Origin of the sequence: Niveispirillum fermenti (assembly GCF_048066175.1) — a bacterium.
Lineage (GTDB): Bacteria > Pseudomonadota > Alphaproteobacteria > Azospirillales > Azospirillaceae > Niveispirillum > Niveispirillum fermenti.
Window position 1 is genome coordinate 1 of sequence record NZ_JBLTXA010000002.1, and the last position, 16,595, is coordinate 16,595.

A 16,595-nucleotide genomic window follows, 5' to 3' on the forward strand; every position below is an offset into this window, starting at 1 on the left:
CACATCGCATCCTCTTTTGCATGCCCCATTGTTTGCATACTGTATTGAATATAACCTTCTTGGTTTATTGATTTCGATATTTAGAACATCAATCAAATTTTGCGGCAATAGGGTAAATATATGGACGATCATGATTTATAGTGTATGTCGCGGTCCAAATATCAATCATCATTTTCTATTGAACATGAATTGAAACTTCCTTCATACTAAGAACAAATTTGGTTTGTTTCTACTTTTAATCACAAGGGCGATGATAATGGATGGGCCGCGCCGGCGGCGTCCGGCGCCATAGGCGATGCCCGCATGGAAGGTGCCGACAGGTCATGCCTGAACTCCGCATTGTCGAGGGGCCGAACAGGGGGGCCGTTTTCCGCTTTACCGACTTGCCGCTGACCGTGGGCCGTGACGAGGGGTACGACTGGAAATTGCTGGATATTCGAAGAAATCCCGTCATTTCACGTCAGCATTTCCGGATCGACATGCGGGATGGTCTGTATCTGATCACCGATCTTTCCCTGAACGGCGTTTTCATCGATGGCCGGCCGGAACCGCTTCCGAAAGGGCGGCCGCAGCCGCTGGTCGACGGTCAGCAACTCCTGATCGCCGACTATGTGCTGGAATTCCGCGTCCGGGCGCCGGTGGTTCCGGCCTCGCCGGTCCGGCCGCCGGCCGTGGCCGCACCGGTTCCGGCGCCTGCCCCGGTTCCCGATCCTGGCATCGATGATTTGGGGGATTGGGATGATCTGCCGGCCGATGACGCCCCGCGCGGCCACATGCCCGCGCCGTCCGTGGCCGCCCCCGACAGTTTGCTGGCCCGCTTTCTGGAAGGGGCGGATCTTCCGGCGGCCAGGCTGCGGCCGGACGTGATGCCGGGTGACATCCTGTTCATGGCCGGCCGGCTCTGCCGGGAAAACCTGGAGGGTCTGCATTCGCTTCTGGAAGGGGCCGAAGCGGCACAGCGTGGTTTTCCGGCCGCCGGCATGTCGTTCGGGCCGGGCGCGCGCCACCCGCTCCTGAAAACCACCGACATGTCCCGCCTTCTTGCCGACCTGTTGGCCCCGCCGCGTCATGCCGGGCAGCCCGCCGATCAGGTGACCCGGCTGGCTTACCATGATCTCGTCCGCTGGCAATCGGCCCTTTCCCGGCTTTGTGAACGGGCGCTGGACACCGTGATCGACAGCCTGAACCCGGAGAGCATTCGGCGGGAATACATGTACCAGAGAAGTGGGATAAGAAAAATAATAGACAAGGTGATGGTGATATTGAGTGTAAATGGCAAATTTCATTTCTTCTGGAACAGGTATAATGCAAAATGGAACAGATTGAATTACGATAAATTAGAAGAATATGATGAAATAATGCGACGTGTATTTGATGATATATTTGCTGAAATGGACAATATCGACGAAGCGATAAGTAAAAATGATGTCAGGAATGGCGTTCGATCGAAATAAATGATTTTGGGGGTGGGGCATGGAAAACCGTGTGGTTTGGTCGCAGGGCCTGTTTATCAGGCCACAGCATTTCCAGCAGATGGAAAGGCATATCGAATGGCAGGTTCAGCGCCATGCAGGCGCGCTTGGCGCCTATGGCTGGGGCGTGACGGATCTGTCCATCGATCTGTCGCGGTTGCGGATGGGGGAATTCGCGCTGGCGCGCTGTGCCGGCATTTTTCCCGACGGCACGCCCTTCCAGGTGCCGGAAACGGGCTTGCTGCCGCCATCCCTGACCCTGCCGTCGGGTTACGTGGGGCTGGTCTATCTTGCCTTGCCGCAGGACCGTCCCGGACAGGGTGCGATCTCTGACGGGGTCGCGACGCGCTACGGGACGTTCGTTGCCCTGGTGCGTGACACGGGCGACGGGCCTGACGGCGAAGCGGTGGAGATGCGGCTGGCGCGCCTGAACCTGTCGCTGCATCTGGAAGGGGATGTGCCGCCCGACCGCGCCTGCATCGCCGTGGCGCGTGTGCAGGATGTCGCGGCCAGCCGTCAGGCCGTCCTGGACGACGGGCATATCCCTTCCTGCCTGACCATCGGCACGTCACCGGTATTGCGGGGCTTCGTGGCGGAGGTCCGGGGGCTGGTGGCCCAGCGCCGCCATGGGGTTCCGTCGGGGCCGGATGCGGGGGTGGAGGATTGGCTGCTGCTGACGGCCCTGGGGCGGGCCCAGCCCCTGCTGGCCCACATGGATACTGATGGCACCTCACATCCCGAGGCGCTTTACCGCTTCTTTCTGTCGCTGGCTGGTGAATTGTCCAGCTTCACCGAACTGCGCCATGTATCTGAACTGCCGCCATACCGGCATGATGATCTGCGGGCCTGTTTCGGCCCGCTGATGTGGGAATTGCGCCGTTTCCTGTCGGCGCGCGGCGCGCAGGTCGTGAAGCTGGGGTTCGAGCCCTGCACCATCCGCCAGGAGACCTGGTTCGCCGTCGTTCCCGACGCCGACTGGATCGACAGCGCGGATTTCGTCCTGTCGGTCAAGACCATCCTGACGCCGGAGGACACGGTAAACAAGGTCCATGCCAAACGTCTGAAGATCTATCTGGGGAACGAAGTGGAGAGCCTGCGCAAGCAGGGCATCAATGGCTTTGGCCTGCAGCCCCTTGAACGGCAGGTGCGCCATCTGCCGGCCGTGACGGGCCGTGCCTATTTCCGGTTGGAGAAGAACCATGTGAATTGGCGTGACCTGCATGCATCGGGCCGATTTGGGCTGATGGCCCTGCCGGATGTGACCAAGCAGGAATTTGAAATCCTGATGTGGGTCTTTCCGGGCGGCATGCCATGACGGCACGCGACGGTTACGGCTCATCGGGGGCCGGGATGCGGCCCGTGCCGGGGGGACGGCATGCCTTTCCCCCTCGCGGGGGGCGGCGGCGTTCCGACAGAAGCTGGTCCGGCGGGGATGCACGTTCCCGGAGCGATGCCGGGCGATTGGGCACGGCCGACCCTGCCACCTCGCTGGTGCTGGCGGCCCAGCCGTTGCTCCAGCAGGCCTCGCGTATCAATGAGACCATGGAACAGCCGGACCTGCGGGCGCTTCATTCCTGGTTCGTCGAGGGGGTAGGGGCGTTCACGGCTGTCACCACTTCCCTGTTGCGGGACGGCAACGATATCCGGATCGCCGAATTTCTGGTCTGCGCCACGATTGATGACCTGATCGAGAACAGCGACTGGTGTCAGAACAACGAATGGATGGGGATCTCCATGATCACCACCTTCAAGTTCGATGATACCCGCGGCGAGGTATTCTTCGACCTGCTGGAAGACCTGCTGGAACGCCTCCGGCATGATAAACCGGCTGCCGGGGCGTTGGCCTTCCTGGCCCTGACCTGTCTGTCCGTGGGTTTCCGTGGTCCCTTGCGGGCGGGGCCGGAAGGCAAGGTCAGGGTCCAGGCCTACATGGGTGCCCTTGCCAGGGAACTGAAACATCTCTGGCCCGACGCCGATGGCCGGCTTTCGCCGAACTGGCGGGGAGAGGATGTGCCGCGTCCCCCGCTGTGGTCCAGCCTGTCGTGCCTGTTGCCGGTTCTGTTCGCCGTGCTGGTGGTGGCGGCTTTCTATGGCTTGTTCTGGTACGGCCTGACCGATCCGACGGATCGGGTGCTCGACCGCTATGCGACCCTGCCGCAGCCACCACCGCCCCCGCAATTCCCCCCGCCCGCCCCGCCCCCGGCCCCTCCGCCAGCGCCCGTGTCGGTGGCGCCGGTCTCCGGCGTCCGCATTGCGGAGACGGTCGGGGCGGTCAGCTTCGATCTCGGCGGTCTCAACCTGTTCTCATCGGCCAGTGCGACCGTGTCGGACGAAGCCCGTCCCGTCCTGCGTGAGGTGGCGCGCCGGCTGGCCGGTCTGCGGGGCCGCATTGTCGTGGAAGGCCATACCGACAGCCGGCAAAGCCGCGATCCACACTTTCCGAACAACGAACTTCTGTCGCTGATGCGGGCGCAGGCGGTGGAGAGCGTGCTGCGCGCGGAATTGGGTGGGCGCGCCATGGATGTCCGCGGCAAGGGAGCGAGCGAGCCGGTGGCAGAGAATACGACGGAGGAGGGGCGCCAACGCAACCGCCGCGTGACCGTCACCCTCTGGCGGGAGATGATGCCATGAGACGGCGCATGCTGCTGCGAACCAGGGGTCTGGAAGAGGCGGTCTATGCCGGCTTCCTGCTGGCCTCGGGTCTGGCGGCCTGGTATCTGGCACCCAAGACCTCGCTTCCGGTCTTCCTGCCGCCGCCGGCCCATCAGGCCCGGGGCGTGACGGTGGCGGTCGTGCTGCTGCTGGGCGCTGTCGTTCCTGTGCTGTACCGTTTGGTCAACCGGTGGCGCCAGCGGCGGTTGCTGGAGGGCATGACCGATACATCCTCTGCCGAACTGTCGGAGGATGAGACCGTCCGCCGGGAGGTTGAACAGCAAAGACGGAACCTGAAGGAAGGGCTGCAAGCCCTTGAACAACAATCGGCGAACGGGGAAGAAGACGGCCGGCTGAGGCGCGACAGGGTCTACAGGAATCCCTGGTATCTCATGATCGGTGTTTCCGCGTCTGGCAAGTCCACGGTGCTTGAAAATGCCGGTCCGTTGAAGTTCAAGACCCATGGCGGTGTCGGGGGGACCCTCGATTGCCGATGGCTGCTCAGCAAGGACGCTGTGCTGCTGGATACGGCTGGCCGCTATTCGGGCGGGAAGGAACGGGCCAACAAGGATCACCGGGCCTGGCTGGGCTTCCTGAAACTGCTGGTGCGCACCCGGCCCCTGCAGCCGGTCAACGGGATCATCGTCGCCATCGCTGTCGATGATCTGGTCGGCGAGAAGGCGGACGAGGCGGAACGCACCATGCAGGCCGATGCCATCCGTGCGCGCCTGGTTGAACTGTATCAACAGTTCAGTTGCCGCCTGCCGGTCTATGTGATGTTCACGAAGATCGATCTGCTGCGCGGTTTCCAGGAATATTTCGACGATTTCGACCGGGATGACCGTCTGCAGGTCTGGGGCGCGACGCTGCCCTTGCCGTCGGGGCGCGATGGCCCCGACCTGTCGCATCTGGCCCATGAATATGATCTGCTGGTCGATCGTCTGTACCAGCGTCTGCCCAGGTTGCTCGGCGCTCGCCCGGGGGCGGATCCAGCTCGCATCCTGGATTTTCCGGCACATTTCGCCAGCCTGCGCGGGGTCTGCACCTCCTTCCTGGAAAACCTGTTCGATCCGGGGAAAAGCGACAGCCCGCTTCTGTTGCGCGGTTTCTATTTCAGCAGCGGTATACAGGATCATCGCCAGATTGATCTGATGACCGACCGTGCCGCGGCGATCCATTATCAGGCCGGGTTGACCAATGTTTTCCCCGGTCAGGCGTTGCGGCAGGGACTGACCCGCATCCTGGAATTGCAGCCGGCCGTGGAGCGCAAGGGCAGCAAGGGTTTGAGCTACTTCATCGTGGATCTGGTGAAAGACGTGCTGATCGGCGAGGCCGGGTTGGTCGGGATCAGCACCCGGGCATGGCGGCGGCACCGGTGGCGGATGCGTCTCGCCTGGATGCTGGCAGCGGTGATCCTGCTTGGCGGGTTGGCGGGCCTGGGCATCAGCTTCCAGCAGAACCGGGCCATGCTGGCCGATAATGCTGTGCAGCTCGATCGTTTTGAAAGGACCCTGGCCGACCTGCTGCAGGAAAAGCCGGCGCCTCGGGTCACCGATCTGCTGCCCTTACTCGACACGATGGGCGACCGGGTGGCGGCGGCCGACGGGCCTGTCCCGGTCTGGCAACGTTTCGGCCTGTCCCGGCATCAGGATGTGGCGACCGCGGCGCGGAACATGTACGAGCGTACCTTGCAGGTACATATGTTGCCGGCCCTGCTGCGCACACTGGAAGACCAGTTGCGGCGCGACCTGTCCCCGGCCCAGCGGTTCGAGGGGTTGGCCGCCTATATGATGCTTGGCATGCCGGACCAGCGCGACCCGGTCCAGCTTCTGGCGGTCCTGCCGGCCATCCTCCCCCCCTTCGCCCCGAACGGCCAGGCGGCCGCGATGCAGCACCTGGAAAGTCTGATTACGGCCTCGCCGACAGCCGCCGCCGCACCATGGCTGGATGGCAATCTGGTCGGGATAACGCAGGATCTGCTGTCCAGCATGTCCCTGCCGGCGATCGGCTATCAACGGCTGGAATGGATGCTGAAGGCGAAGCATCTGCCTGTGTCCACCCTGTCATCAATGGCCGGGCCGAACGCTGCGGTTTTCGTCCGGCGGTCCGGCGGGGCAGGGCCGGGGGATGGGGTGCCGGGACATTTCACGCCCGAGGCGTTCCGCGACCATGTCTTGCCGGGCATTGCGCTGGTGGCGCGGCAACTGGGGCGGCAGGGCTGGATTCTGGACCCGGCCGGCGCGCCCGCCAGCCCGGTGCCGGATACGGTCCTGGCCCAGCATATTCTCGGTGAATATGAAAGCCGGTACCGGGCCGAATGGGATGGACTGCTGGATGATGTCCGCCTGGCACCGATGGAGGATCAGGCGCGGGCCAGCCAGGTGCTGGGCCACCTGACGGCCGGGGATGCGGGCTCGCCCCTGCAGGCACTGATGGATGTGATCGTGTTCCGGACCCGCCCTGCGGCCTTCCTGGAACAACAGGGGGCCGGTGGCGGTGGGGCAACACCGGCCATGCCGGTCCTTCCGGCCGGCGGCACGATGCCGGGCCGTGCCATCGACCGGCATTTCCAACCCCTGCATGCCTTCGTGACGGGCACCGGCGGGGGACGGTCATTATCCCAGCTTCTGGAAGCGATGCGTGAGGTGAGAAGCCAGATCAGCCACCATGATGCGGGGGTGCCCGTGGACCCGGCGGTCATCCGGCGCCTGAACAATGCCGTCGATGACCGGTCGCCGCTGGTGCGGGCTGTTGCCAGTGATATCGGCCGGGTGGCGTCCAGCGCGGTGGTCGCAGGGCAGCGCGATGCGCTGGTCCAGGCATGGGCGCAGGTTCGCGACCTGTGCCGTGCCGTGGACGGGCGTTATCCGTTCAGCCGTGATGCTCCTCGTGAAATCTCCGGTGCCGATTTCGATGCGCTGTTCGCGCCCGGCGGCCTGATCCCGGATTTCTTCGACAAGCACTTGCGGGCCCATGTCGACAGGGGGCAGGCGACCTGGGTCTGGCGGCCGGCCAATGGTGTCGATCTGGGCCTGTCACCGGACGTTCTGCGTCAGTTCGAGCGCGCTGATGCCATCAGCCGTAGCTGGTTCCAGAATCGCGGATCGCGGCGGAACATCAGCTTCAACCTGCGTCTGGTCAGCGTGAGCGGTGGTATCCAGTCCACCCGATTGCAGGTCGGGGCTGCGGCCCACGTCTTCAATCAGGTGCCGTCGGATAATGAGCGTGTGACATGGCCCCCCGATGGCGATTTGCGGGTGGAACTGACGGCTGCTCCCTATGGGCGTCTGTCGGTGCCGGCCGGTGACTGGTCGCTGTTCCGGCTGTTGGATCAGGCGGCTTGGTCTACCGGCGGCAACGGCACCTACCTTCTTGAGTTCAGGTTGGATGGCGGTGTGGTCCGTTACCAGCTCGACCCGTTGCATCTGACCCATCCGTTCGACCGGCGCGAGGTGGAGGGGTTCTCATGCCCGGTGATCCAGTAATGGAGACGGCCGCCCCCTGGCGCTGGAGCGGCCTGTTCGGCAAGCTGCCCTTGTTCGGTGATTTCATCAGCCGCAACGTGCCGGCGGCCCTGGTGGAACGTCTGAACGGCTGGGTGCAGGCCGGCATGCTGCGCAGCCGTGCCGACCTGGGGGATGAGTGGCTGTCCTACTATCTTTGTGCGCCCATCTGGCATTTCGCGCTGGCGCCGGGCCTGTGCGGACCCTGGGCGGTGGCCGGGGTCATGATCCCCAGCGTCGACAAGGCCAGCCGCCATTTCCCCCTGCTGGCGCTGGCCGGTCGGGCGGGTGACCTGCCGGCCCTGCTGGCCGGGGCCGGCGGCTGGTATGCCCAGGCCGAATCCCTGCTCCTCACGGCCCTGGCCGATGATCTGGATTGGGACGCCCTGCTGGCTGCTGTGACGGGCCTGGCGGCCGGCGACGCGGACACCCCCCGCCCTGTCGCCTTGCCGGGGGAGGGGGGCACAGGCGACAGCCTCTGGTGGACGCAAGGCAATGATACATTGCCGCCGCTGCTGCTGTCGCTGCCGGGCCTGCCGGACCCGGCCGGTTTCGCGATGCTGCTGGGCCGGCCATCACCGCCGCCGGAGCCGGCACAACCGCCTTGATCCATGCAATTTCCCTGTATGGATATTGTATGGAGTGATATATCCATACAATTAATATGCGCTTGTCTGTTGCATTACCGATTTCAGGAAAGTGTAGCCGTCCAGCCCTTCCGCCCCGCCTTCCCGGCCATATCCGCTATCCTTCACGCCGCCGAACGGCATGTCGGGATAGGTGGAGTTATAGTGGTTGATGGCCAGGCTGCCGCTTTCGATCTCGTCCGCCAGACGGGCGGCGACCCCGGCCCGGTCGGTGAAGGCATAGGCCGCCAGCCCGAATTCCAGCGCATTGGCCCCGGCTATGGCCTCGTCCAGGCTTTCCACCCGGCTGACCAGGGCCAGGGGGCCGAACGGTTCCTCCACCATGGCGCGCGCGTCGGCGGGTACATCGGCCAATATGGTCGGCGCGAACAGAAAGCCCTGGTCGCCCAGCCTTTCCCCGCCGCACACCAGCCGTGCGCCGCGTTGCAGCGCATCGGCCGTCAGCGCCTGCATGGCGGCCAGCCGGCGCTGGTTGGCCAGGGGTCCCATCTCCAGCGCCGGGTCCGGGCCGGTTCCGACCTTCAGCGCCGCCGTCGCCGCCGCGAAACTGTCCAGGAACCGGTCATGGACACTGGCATGCACGAAGAACCGCGTCGGGGCGACGCAGACCTGTCCGGCATTGCGGGTCTTGCCTCGCGCCGACAATGCCCCCGCAGCGTCGGCATCGGCATCGTCCCAGACGATCACGGGTGAACTGCCCCCCAGTTCCATGATTGCGGGTTTCATGTGCTGGCCGCACAGGGCCGCCAGATGCTTGCCGACCGGCACCGAGCCCGTGAAGGTCACCAGCCGCACGGCCGGCTGCGCGATCAGGTGGGCGGAGATGTCGGCCGGCTTGCCGAACACCAGATTGACCACCCCGTCCGGCACGCCTGCCTCCTGGAAGGCGCGGACCAGTGCCACCGCCCCGGATGGCGTTTCCTCCGCCGCCTTCAGGATGATGGAACAGCCCGCCGCCAGCGCCCCCGCCACCTTGCGGGTGGGGGAGGCGAGCGGGTAGTTCCAGGGAGAGAAGGCGGCCACGACGCCCAGCGGATGGCGCGTCACCATCTTGCGCATGCCGGGTCCGGCCGGCACGATCCGGCCATATAGCCGCCGCGCCTCCCCCGCATCCCACAGGATGCGGTCATGGGCCACCCGCACCTCGTTGCGGGCTTCCCTTATGGTCTTTCCCTGGTCCAGCACCAGCCCGGCTGCGATCTCCTCCCGCCGGTCCATCAGGTTGGCAGCGGCGCGAACCAGTATGCGCTCGCGTTCGTCGGGATCGGTGGCGCGCCAGACGCGGAAGCCCTTTTCCGCCGCCGCCAGCGCCTCGTCCAGGTCGGTCCTTTCCGCATGGGGCACGGTGGCCAGCACGCTGCCATCGGCCGGGTTCACGACCGGCCCGCCCCGGGCCGTCTTGCGCCAGCGGCCGCCAATGAACAGGGTCGGTTCGGGATAGGACATGGGTGGGCCTCCTCCGGGCATTGCGCTGTCGGCCGGGCGTGGCCGTCCGGTCCGTGCCGTCTGACGAATAGGCGCGTCCCCATCCAGCCCGCAAGTCCCGGCCCGCCAGCTTCCCGATCAGCATGATATTTCTTCAAGCCATTGAGATTGAATGAATATTTATGTCCTTTCCGGTGCGGCGATGACCGCCCCTCATCGCCGCATTCCAAAAAATAGCACCCCGCCGGGGATGAGCCTTCGTCATGCTGGCTTCGGAAAACTGGCTTGCTGCCGGGCGGCGATCGCCCAAGCTCAGGCGCTGTGATGCCAGCGGATGTGAGGCCCGATGAATTTCGAATTCAGCGATGATGTGACGGCCATGCGGCAGGAGGTACGCCGGTTCCTGGCGGACCGGCTGCCCCCCGGCACGGTGCGCCAGCAGATGGAGCAGGGACCCGTCATTGACCGCCCGCTATGGTCGGAAATGGCCGCCATGGGCTGGCTGGGCCTGACCATTCCGGAACAGCATGGCGGGTCAGGCCTGGGACATGAAGCCCTGTGCATGCTGGCGGAGGAGATGGGGGCCTTCCTGCCGCCGGTCCCCTTCGCTTCGACCCTTTACCTGGTGGCAGAGGCGGTACTGGCGTTCGGCAGCCCGGCGCAACAGGCTGAATGGCTGCCGAAGCTGGCCGACGGCAGCGTCGCCGGCACCTTCGCGCTGGCCGAGGGGGCGGGGGAACCGGCAGCCGGCACCATCCGGGCGCGCGTGGCCGCCGGCCGGCTGTCGGGTATGAAGGTGCCGGTGCATGACGCCGCAGCCGCCGGGCTGCTGCTGGTGGCGGCGCGGGATGTGGAGGGGGAGGTGGGGCTTTTCCTGGTGGCCGGCGATGCGCCCGGCATCCGGCGCACACCGTTGCGCACGCTGGACATCGCCCGCGATGCCGCCCGGCTGGATTTCCAGGATGTGCCGGCCGAGCCGCTGCCCGGTGCCGCCGGCTGGCCGGCCATCGCCCGGCTTCTGGACCGGGCGGCCGTGCCGCTGGCCTTCGAGCAGGTGGGCGGCGCCCGGGCGGCGCTGGAGATGGCTGTTGCCTACGCCATGGACCGGTTCGCCTTTGGCCGGCCGATCGCGTCCCTGCAGGCTATCAAGCACAAGCTGGCCGATATCTATGTGGCCGTGGAACTGGCCCGTTCCAACGCCTATTTCGGCGCCTGGGCGCTGGACCGCGATGCGCCGGAGCTGCCGCGCGCCGCAGCGGCGGCCCGGCTGGCGGCCATCGATGCCTACCAACTGGCCGCGCGGGAGAACATCCAGACCCATGGCGGCATGGGCTTTACCTGGGAGGCCGATTGTCACCTGCATTACCGTCGTGCGGCCCTGCTGTCCGGCATCATCGGCGGGGCGCGCCATTGGCGCGACCGCCTGTTCGACCAGCTCGCCCTTCAGCATTGAGGCTTCCCATGGATTTCAGCGACACCCCGGAGGAAGCGGCATTCAGGGCCGAGGTGCGGGCCTTCCTGACCGCGCATGCCCCGCGCCGTACCGCCGGCAGCCGCACCTATCGCAGCCGGCAATTGACGGCGGCGGATGTGCGCCTGTCCCAGCAATGGCAGGCGACCAAGGCCGCCGCCGGCTTTGCCGGCATCCATTGGCCCCGCCGCTATGGCGGGCGCGACGGCACGCAGATGCAGGCCGCCATCTTCGCCGCGGAGGAGGAGGCGTTCGACGTGCCGCCCGGCGTCTTCAACCAGAGTGTCGGCATGGCCCTGCCCACCATCATGGCGCATGGAACCGAGGCCCTGATCGACCGTTATGCCCGCCCCGCCCTTTATGGGGAGGAGATCTGGTGCCAGCTTTTCTCCGAGCCGGCGGCCGGGTCCGATCTGGCGGGTCTGCGCACCCGCGCCATGCGCGACGGGGAAGATTGGGTCGTGAACGGCCAGAAAGTCTGGACCTCCAACGCCCATTTCTCGCAGTTCGGCATGCTGGTGGCCCGCACTGATCCCACAGTGGCCAAGCATGCGGGCCTGACCTTTTTCATCCTGGACATGTCGGCGCCCGGTGTGGAGGTCCGGCGGCTGAAGCAGATATCCGGCACGGCCAATTTCTGCGAAGTGTTCCTGACCGATGTGCGCATCCCCGACCATCACCGGCTGGGTGCCGTCGGTGAAGGCTGGAAGGTGGCGCTGACCATGCTGGCCAATGAGCGCTTCACCGTGGGCAAGACGGAGGGACCGGATGTGGATGACATCCTGGCCCTGGTCCGGACCCTGACCATCGACGGACGGCCCGCCATCCAGGATCCCGCCGTGCGGGAGAAGATTGCCCGCTGGTATGTGCAGTCGGAGGGGCTGAAATATACCCGCCTGCGTACCCAGACCGCCTTTTCCCGCGGCCGCGCACCGGGGCCGGAAAATTCCATCGGCAAGCTGGTCAGCGCCACCAAATTGCAGGAGATCGCCGCCTACGGGATCGAACTGCTGGGACAGGCCGGGGCCGTGATGGACCCCGATTTCGCCCCCATGAATGCCTGGTTCCAGGAAGCGCTGCTTTATGCCCCCGGCAAGCGCATCGCCGGCGGCACGGATGAGATTCTGCGCAATATCATCGCCGAGCGTGTCCTGAAGATGCCGGGCGAGATGCGGGCCGACAAGGACGTGCCGTTCAACCAGATCCCGACGAGCCGGCGGTGAGCGAGCGTCCTTTTCGCCTTCCCGGCGAAAGTCCGTGCTGTGCGGGTTTCATCAATCTCCACCGTCACCCCGGCCTTCGCCGGCGTGACGGTGGAGAGAGTGGCAATGCATTTCGGTCAAGCAGAATTCAGGGAGAACCCCTTGTCCCGTCCCGTTTATACCCATGCCGAGCTGCGCCGCCTGATCGATCCCGCGTCGGTGGCCATTGTCGGCCTGTCGCGTAACGAAAAGTCCTTCGGTGCGCGTACCGCCGCCAACCTGTCGGGCTTCACGGGCCGCACCTGGGGTGTCAATCCGAATGCGGCTGAGCTCTATGGCATTCCCTGCTTTTCCGGCCTGTCGGCGCTGCCGGGGGTGCCTGACTGCGCCGTTCTGGCTGTGCCGGTCGATGCCGTTCTGCCGCTGGTGGAGGAATGTGCCGCGCTGGGCGTGGGCGGCTGTGTGATCTATGCCTCCGGCTTTGCCGAGACGGGGCTGGCCGACCGTATCGATTTGCAGAACCGGCTGGCGGCCATCGCGCGCGGATCGCAATTGCGCATCGTCGGGCCCAACTGCATCGGCCTGATCAACAATATCAGCCGGGCCGGCCTTTCCTTCGCCTCCGGTTATGGCGCCCGCCGTCCCGCCACCGGACCGGTCGCCATCGTCAGCCAGTCGGGCGGGCTGGGCCAGGCCCTGGCGCAGGTGGCGGAACGCGGCGGCTCCTACAGCCATTTCATGGCGGCGGGGAACAGTTGCGACGTCGATGTCTGTGACTATGTCTCCTATCTGGCGGACGATCCCGGCTGCACTGTCATCACCTGCATCGCCGAGGGGCTGAAGGACGGGGAGCGGCTGCTGCAGGCGGGCGAGCGTGCGCTGGCGGCCGGCAAGCCCGTCGTCATGTACAAGATCGCCACCGGCACGGCCGCCGCCAAGGCCGCCCTGTCACACACCGGTACGCTGGCCGGTGCGAATGCCGCCTATGAGGCCGCCTGGCGCCGCCTGGGTATCATCCAGGTCGACAATATCGAGGATGTGTATGAGACCGCCGCCTTCCTGGCCAAGGCCGGGCGGCCCAGGGCGACGGGCGTGGCGGCGGTGGCGGCCTCGGGCGGGGCCTGCGTCATCACCCTGGACAAGGCGGAGGCGGCCGGCGTGCCAATGCCGAAGCCGGCCCCCGCGACACTGGCCGTGCTGGACGCCAATGTCCCCGATTTCGGCAACCCGTCCAATCCCTGCGATATCACGGCCCAGGTGGCGACCAATCCCGGCTCCTATGGTGCCTGTCTGGAGGCGATGCTGGCCGATCCCGGCTATGCCGCCGTGCTGGTCATGGCGCCCAGCATCAGTGACCCTGGCACGCCCAGCAACGTGGCCCTGTTCTCCGGTCTGGCGGCGAAGGCCGGCAAGCCGCTCTGCCTGTCCTGGATGTCGGAATGGAAGCACGGGCCGGGGGCGGCAGCGGCGGAGGCCGATCCGCATGTGGCGCTGTTCCGTTCTACCGCCGGTGCCTATCGCACGCTTGCCGCCTGGCTGGAACGGGAACGTCGCATCACCGGCCCGGCACCGCGCCCGCGGGGCGGCAGTCCCAATCCGGCCGCTGCCCACGCGCGGGCCCTGCTGGCGGCGGCCGGGGAACGGCTGACAGAGCGGGAGGCCAAGGCGGTTCTTGCCGCCTACGGCATTCCCGTGGCGACGGACCATGTCGTGCAGGATGCGGATGCGGCCGTTACGGCGGCGGATCGGCTGGGCTATCCGGTCGTGCTGAAGCTGGAAACACCGGACATCGCGCACAAGACGGAGGCGGGTGTTGTCCGCCTGGATCTGCATGACGCGACGGCCGTGCGCGGGGCGTTCGCCGCCATCATGGATGCCGCCGGCCGGGTGGAACCCGCCCCGCGCATCGCCGGCGTCCTTGTGCAGCCGATGATCGCGGCGGGGCTTGAGATCGTGGTGGGCAGCCAGTTGGACCCGACCTTCGGTCCCATGGTGGTGGTGGGGCTGGGCGGTGTGATGGTGGAGCTGCTGCACGACAGTGCCGCCGAACTGGCCCCCGTCAATCAGCAGCAGGCACGCGACATGCTGGACCGGCTGAAAGGGGCGGCGCTGCTGCGCGGCTTCCGGGGACAGGCGGGGGCCGATATCGACCGGCTGGCGGGTATCATTGTCGCCCTATCGGAACTGGCCGCCGACCTGTCGGACCTGATCGCGGAAATCGACGTCAACCCCATCATCTGCGGCCCTGGCCGCGCCATCGCCGTGGACGCGCTGATCGTGCGGCGGTCGTGACAAAAGACACAGGAGGAAAAATCATGGCTAAATGGCTGAAGACCCAGGAATTCCTGACTTTCGAGGTCCGTGACCGCATTGCCTATGTGACGCTGAACCGGCCCGGCAAGCGCAACGCCCTGTCGCCGGACCTGATCAAGGAAATCCACGACGCCATGCTGGAGGCCGATGACCGCACCGATGTGCATGTCATCGTGCTGGCCGGGGCGGGGGATGATTTCTGCGCCGGGTATGATCTGGGCTATGGCTATAATCCCGACAATCAGCAGGATGCCACGGCCACCTATCGCAGCCGCATGGGCAGCTTTGATGATGATGTCTGGACCATGACCCGCAAGATGGGCCAGATGCATATCATTCCCGACATCCACAAGCCGGTCATCGCCAAGATCCAGGGCCGCGCCCTGGCCGGTGGGGCGGAACTGGCGCTGGCCTGCGACCTGATCATTGCCGCCGACGATGCCCGCATCGGCCATCCCGGCACGCGCGGCCTGGGGTCGCCGCCCGTCAACTACTGGTTCTACCATGTCGGTCCGCAATGGGCGAAACGCCTGCTGCTGACGGGTGACAGCATCGCCGGCATCGATGCCGCCCATATCGGCATGGTGCTCGACAGCGTACCGGCGTCGGAACTGGATGCGGAAGTGGACGCGCTGGCCCGGCGCATCGCCCTGATCGATCCGGAGATCGCGGCGGCGCAGAAGCGCATCGTCAACACCGCCATGGACCTGTCCGGTGCCCGTGTCCTGCGCCAGTTCGCCATCGAGGCCGATGCCAAGGCGCATCTGTCGCAGGGGCCGGGCCGCAGGACCTGGCGCGAGAATGTGAAGGCCCATGGCGTGCGCCAGGCCATCCGCATGCGCGACGCCACCTATGGCAGTGACCCGGTGCGCATCCGGTCGAAGGAGCCGCGTTAAGCGACCAGCGCCCGCGCCACGTCCCGGACGGCGGCGCGGGCCAATTCCGCATGCGCCGTCATCTGCAGGAAGCCGTGTGTGGCACCATGCCAGGTGACGGTTTCCACATTCACGCCCGCCGCCTGCATCCGCGCCACCATCATCCGGTTTTCATCTGCCAGCACGTCGCATTCGGCGATGCCGATGAAGCAGGGGGGCAACCCGCGCAGGTCGGCATCCAGGGGTGCCGCCAGCACCGGCGGCGCATCGGCCAGGGCACCCAGATACTGCCGCCAGTACCATTGCATGCGCGCGGTGGACAGGCCGTAGCTGCCATCACCGAAACGGTGTTGCGAGCCCGTGTCCAGCCCTGGGGCATAGCATCCATAGGCCAGCGCCGCGATGGGGGGCATGTCGTCGCGGCCCGCATCGCGCAGCGACAGCATCAGCGCCAGCGCCAGATTGGCGCCGGCACTGTCCCCGGCCAGGGCCGGCACGCCCATGCCTAGCCCCAGGGCCCAATCCCAGATCGCAGTTGTGTCGTCCATCGCGGCCGGAAACGGATGTTCGGGTGCCAGCCGGTAATCGAAACCGATCACCACCCGCCCGCTTTCCAGCGCCAGCCGGCGCATGACCGGGTCATGGGTATCGATGTCGCAGGCGAACCAGCCGCCGCCATGCACGAACAGGATGGCGCCGGGTGCCGGCCCCGGTGCGGGATGGTAGAGCCGCACGCGGATCGGGCCGCCGGGACCGGGCACGGTTCGCGTCTCCACCCGGTCCAGCCCGGCGCCGGGATCGGTGAAGACCATGGCCAGCCGGTTCATGCCCGCCCTTGCTTCTGCCGGAGCCATGCGGGTGATGTCGAAGCCGGGCGGGGCCTGTGCTGCCTGCAACTGCCGGGCGGCCTGGATTTCCGGATCGACGCTCATTGCTGCCTCGGCTGGGGCTCCTGCTGGTTCAGTATCCTCCGCTCCCCCGCCCTTGGCCCGCGAAATATTCTCCGGCCCGATACGCAAATCTCCATTCCGGCCG

At 66.0% G+C, this 16,595-nt stretch carries 12 protein-coding genes; 10 read left to right on the forward strand and 2 right to left on the reverse strand.

Annotated elements, in window-relative coordinates; all coding sequences use genetic code 11:
• The first annotated feature begins 260 nt into the window (after window positions 1-260).
• The 5 genes from ACM9LZ_RS01900 to tagF all read left to right on the forward strand — a co-directional run bounded on the left by ACM9LZ_RS01900 (window position 261) and on the right by tagF (window position 8,235).
• Window positions 261-1,454 (forward strand): type VI secretion system-associated FHA domain protein, encoded by a 1,194-nt coding sequence (locus ACM9LZ_RS01900; RefSeq protein ID WP_416617642.1) that lies wholly within the window; start codon window positions 261-263, stop codon window positions 1,452-1,454.
• Window positions 1,455-1,473: 19 nt separating this feature from the next.
• Complete coding sequence (gene tssK / locus ACM9LZ_RS01905; RefSeq protein WP_416617643.1) at window positions 1,474-2,787, forward strand: type VI secretion system baseplate subunit TssK; 1,314 nt, start codon at window positions 1,474-1,476, stop codon at window positions 2,785-2,787.
• Between the two features lie 146 nt (window positions 2,788-2,933).
• Window positions 2,934-4,103, forward strand: a complete 1,170-nt coding sequence (gene icmH, locus ACM9LZ_RS01910) for a type IVB secretion system protein IcmH/DotU (protein WP_416617644.1) — start codon at window positions 2,934-2,936, stop codon at window positions 4,101-4,103.
• Window positions 4,100-7,609 carry a type VI secretion system membrane subunit TssM gene (tssM, locus tag ACM9LZ_RS01915; protein ID WP_416617645.1) on the forward strand — a complete coding sequence of 1,170 codons (3,510 nt, stop codon included), beginning with the start codon at window positions 4,100-4,102 and terminating at the stop codon, window positions 7,607-7,609. Before icmH ends, tssM begins: the two co-directional genes overlap by 4 nt.
• Window positions 7,591-8,235, forward strand: a complete 645-nt coding sequence (gene tagF / locus ACM9LZ_RS01920; RefSeq protein WP_416617646.1) for a type VI secretion system-associated protein TagF — start codon at window positions 7,591-7,593, stop codon at window positions 8,233-8,235. Before tssM ends, tagF begins: the two co-directional genes overlap by 19 nt.
• A gap of 51 nt (window positions 8,236-8,286) precedes the next feature.
• On the opposite strand, the gene ACM9LZ_RS01925 is transcribed toward tagF, so the two are convergent.
• On the reverse strand, window positions 8,287-9,720 hold the full coding sequence (locus ACM9LZ_RS01925; RefSeq protein WP_416617647.1) for an NAD-dependent succinate-semialdehyde dehydrogenase: 1,434 nt from the start codon (window positions 9,718-9,720) through the stop codon (window positions 8,287-8,289).
• A gap of 151 nt (window positions 9,721-9,871) precedes the next feature.
• On the opposite strand from ACM9LZ_RS01925, the gene ACM9LZ_RS01930 reads away from it, so the two are divergent.
• From ACM9LZ_RS01930 to ACM9LZ_RS01950, 5 genes are all read left to right on the forward strand, one after another.
• Complete coding sequence (locus tag ACM9LZ_RS01930) at window positions 9,872-10,024, forward strand: hypothetical protein (protein WP_416617648.1); 153 nt, start codon at window positions 9,872-9,874, stop codon at window positions 10,022-10,024.
• A gap of 21 nt (window positions 10,025-10,045) precedes the next feature.
• Entirely contained in the window at window positions 10,046-11,152 is a 1,107-nt protein-coding gene (locus ACM9LZ_RS01935) for an acyl-CoA dehydrogenase family protein (protein WP_416617649.1), read from the forward strand.
• 8 nt (window positions 11,153-11,160) lie between these two features.
• Window positions 11,161-12,393 (forward strand): acyl-CoA dehydrogenase family protein, encoded by a 1,233-nt coding sequence (locus tag ACM9LZ_RS01940; protein WP_416617650.1) that lies wholly within the window; start codon window positions 11,161-11,163, stop codon window positions 12,391-12,393.
• Between the two features lie 141 nt (window positions 12,394-12,534).
• Window positions 12,535-14,664, forward strand: coding sequence for an acetate--CoA ligase family protein (locus tag ACM9LZ_RS01945; protein WP_416617651.1), 2,130 nt, complete (start codon window positions 12,535-12,537; stop codon window positions 14,662-14,664).
• Between the two features lie 23 nt (window positions 14,665-14,687).
• On the forward strand, window positions 14,688-15,581 hold the full coding sequence (locus ACM9LZ_RS01950; RefSeq protein ID WP_416617652.1) for a crotonase/enoyl-CoA hydratase family protein: 894 nt from the start codon (window positions 14,688-14,690) through the stop codon (window positions 15,579-15,581).
• On the opposite strand, the gene ACM9LZ_RS01955 is transcribed toward ACM9LZ_RS01950, so the two are convergent.
• A complete protein-coding gene (locus ACM9LZ_RS01955) occupies window positions 15,578-16,492 on the reverse strand; it encodes an alpha/beta hydrolase (protein ID WP_416617653.1) in 915 nt (304 codons plus the stop codon). The genes ACM9LZ_RS01950 and ACM9LZ_RS01955 overlap by 4 nt on opposite strands.
• Window positions 16,493-16,595 lie beyond the last annotated feature (103 nt).

What these genes read in the sequence shown, in the direction of transcription:
- tssM (WP_416617645.1), top strand. Translation starts at nt 4,100, where the DNA reads ATGAGACGGCGCATGCTGCTGCGAACCAGGGGTCTGGAAGAGGCGGTC.
- ACM9LZ_RS01900 (WP_416617642.1), top strand. Translation starts at nt 261, where the DNA reads ATGGGCCGCGCCGGCGGCGTCCGGCGCCATAGGCGATGCCCGCATGGA.
- ACM9LZ_RS01935 (WP_416617649.1), top strand. Translation starts at nt 10,046, where the DNA reads ATGAATTTCGAATTCAGCGATGATGTGACGGCCATGCGGCAGGAGGTA.
- ACM9LZ_RS01925 (WP_416617647.1), bottom strand. Translation starts at nt 9,720, where the DNA reads ATGTCCTATCCCGAACCGACCCTGTTCATTGGCGGCCGCTGGCGCAAG.
- tssK (WP_416617643.1), top strand. Translation starts at nt 1,474, where the DNA reads ATGGAAAACCGTGTGGTTTGGTCGCAGGGCCTGTTTATCAGGCCACAG.
- tagF (WP_416617646.1), top strand. Translation starts at nt 7,591, where the DNA reads ATGCCCGGTGATCCAGTAATGGAGACGGCCGCCCCCTGGCGCTGGAGC.
- ACM9LZ_RS01940 (WP_416617650.1), top strand. Translation starts at nt 11,161, where the DNA reads ATGGATTTCAGCGACACCCCGGAGGAAGCGGCATTCAGGGCCGAGGTG.
- ACM9LZ_RS01955 (WP_416617653.1), bottom strand. Translation starts at nt 16,492, where the DNA reads ATGAGCGTCGATCCGGAAATCCAGGCCGCCCGGCAGTTGCAGGCAGCA.
- ACM9LZ_RS01930 (WP_416617648.1), top strand. Translation starts at nt 9,872, where the DNA reads ATGAATATTTATGTCCTTTCCGGTGCGGCGATGACCGCCCCTCATCGC.
- ACM9LZ_RS01950 (WP_416617652.1), top strand. Translation starts at nt 14,688, where the DNA reads ATGGCTAAATGGCTGAAGACCCAGGAATTCCTGACTTTCGAGGTCCGT.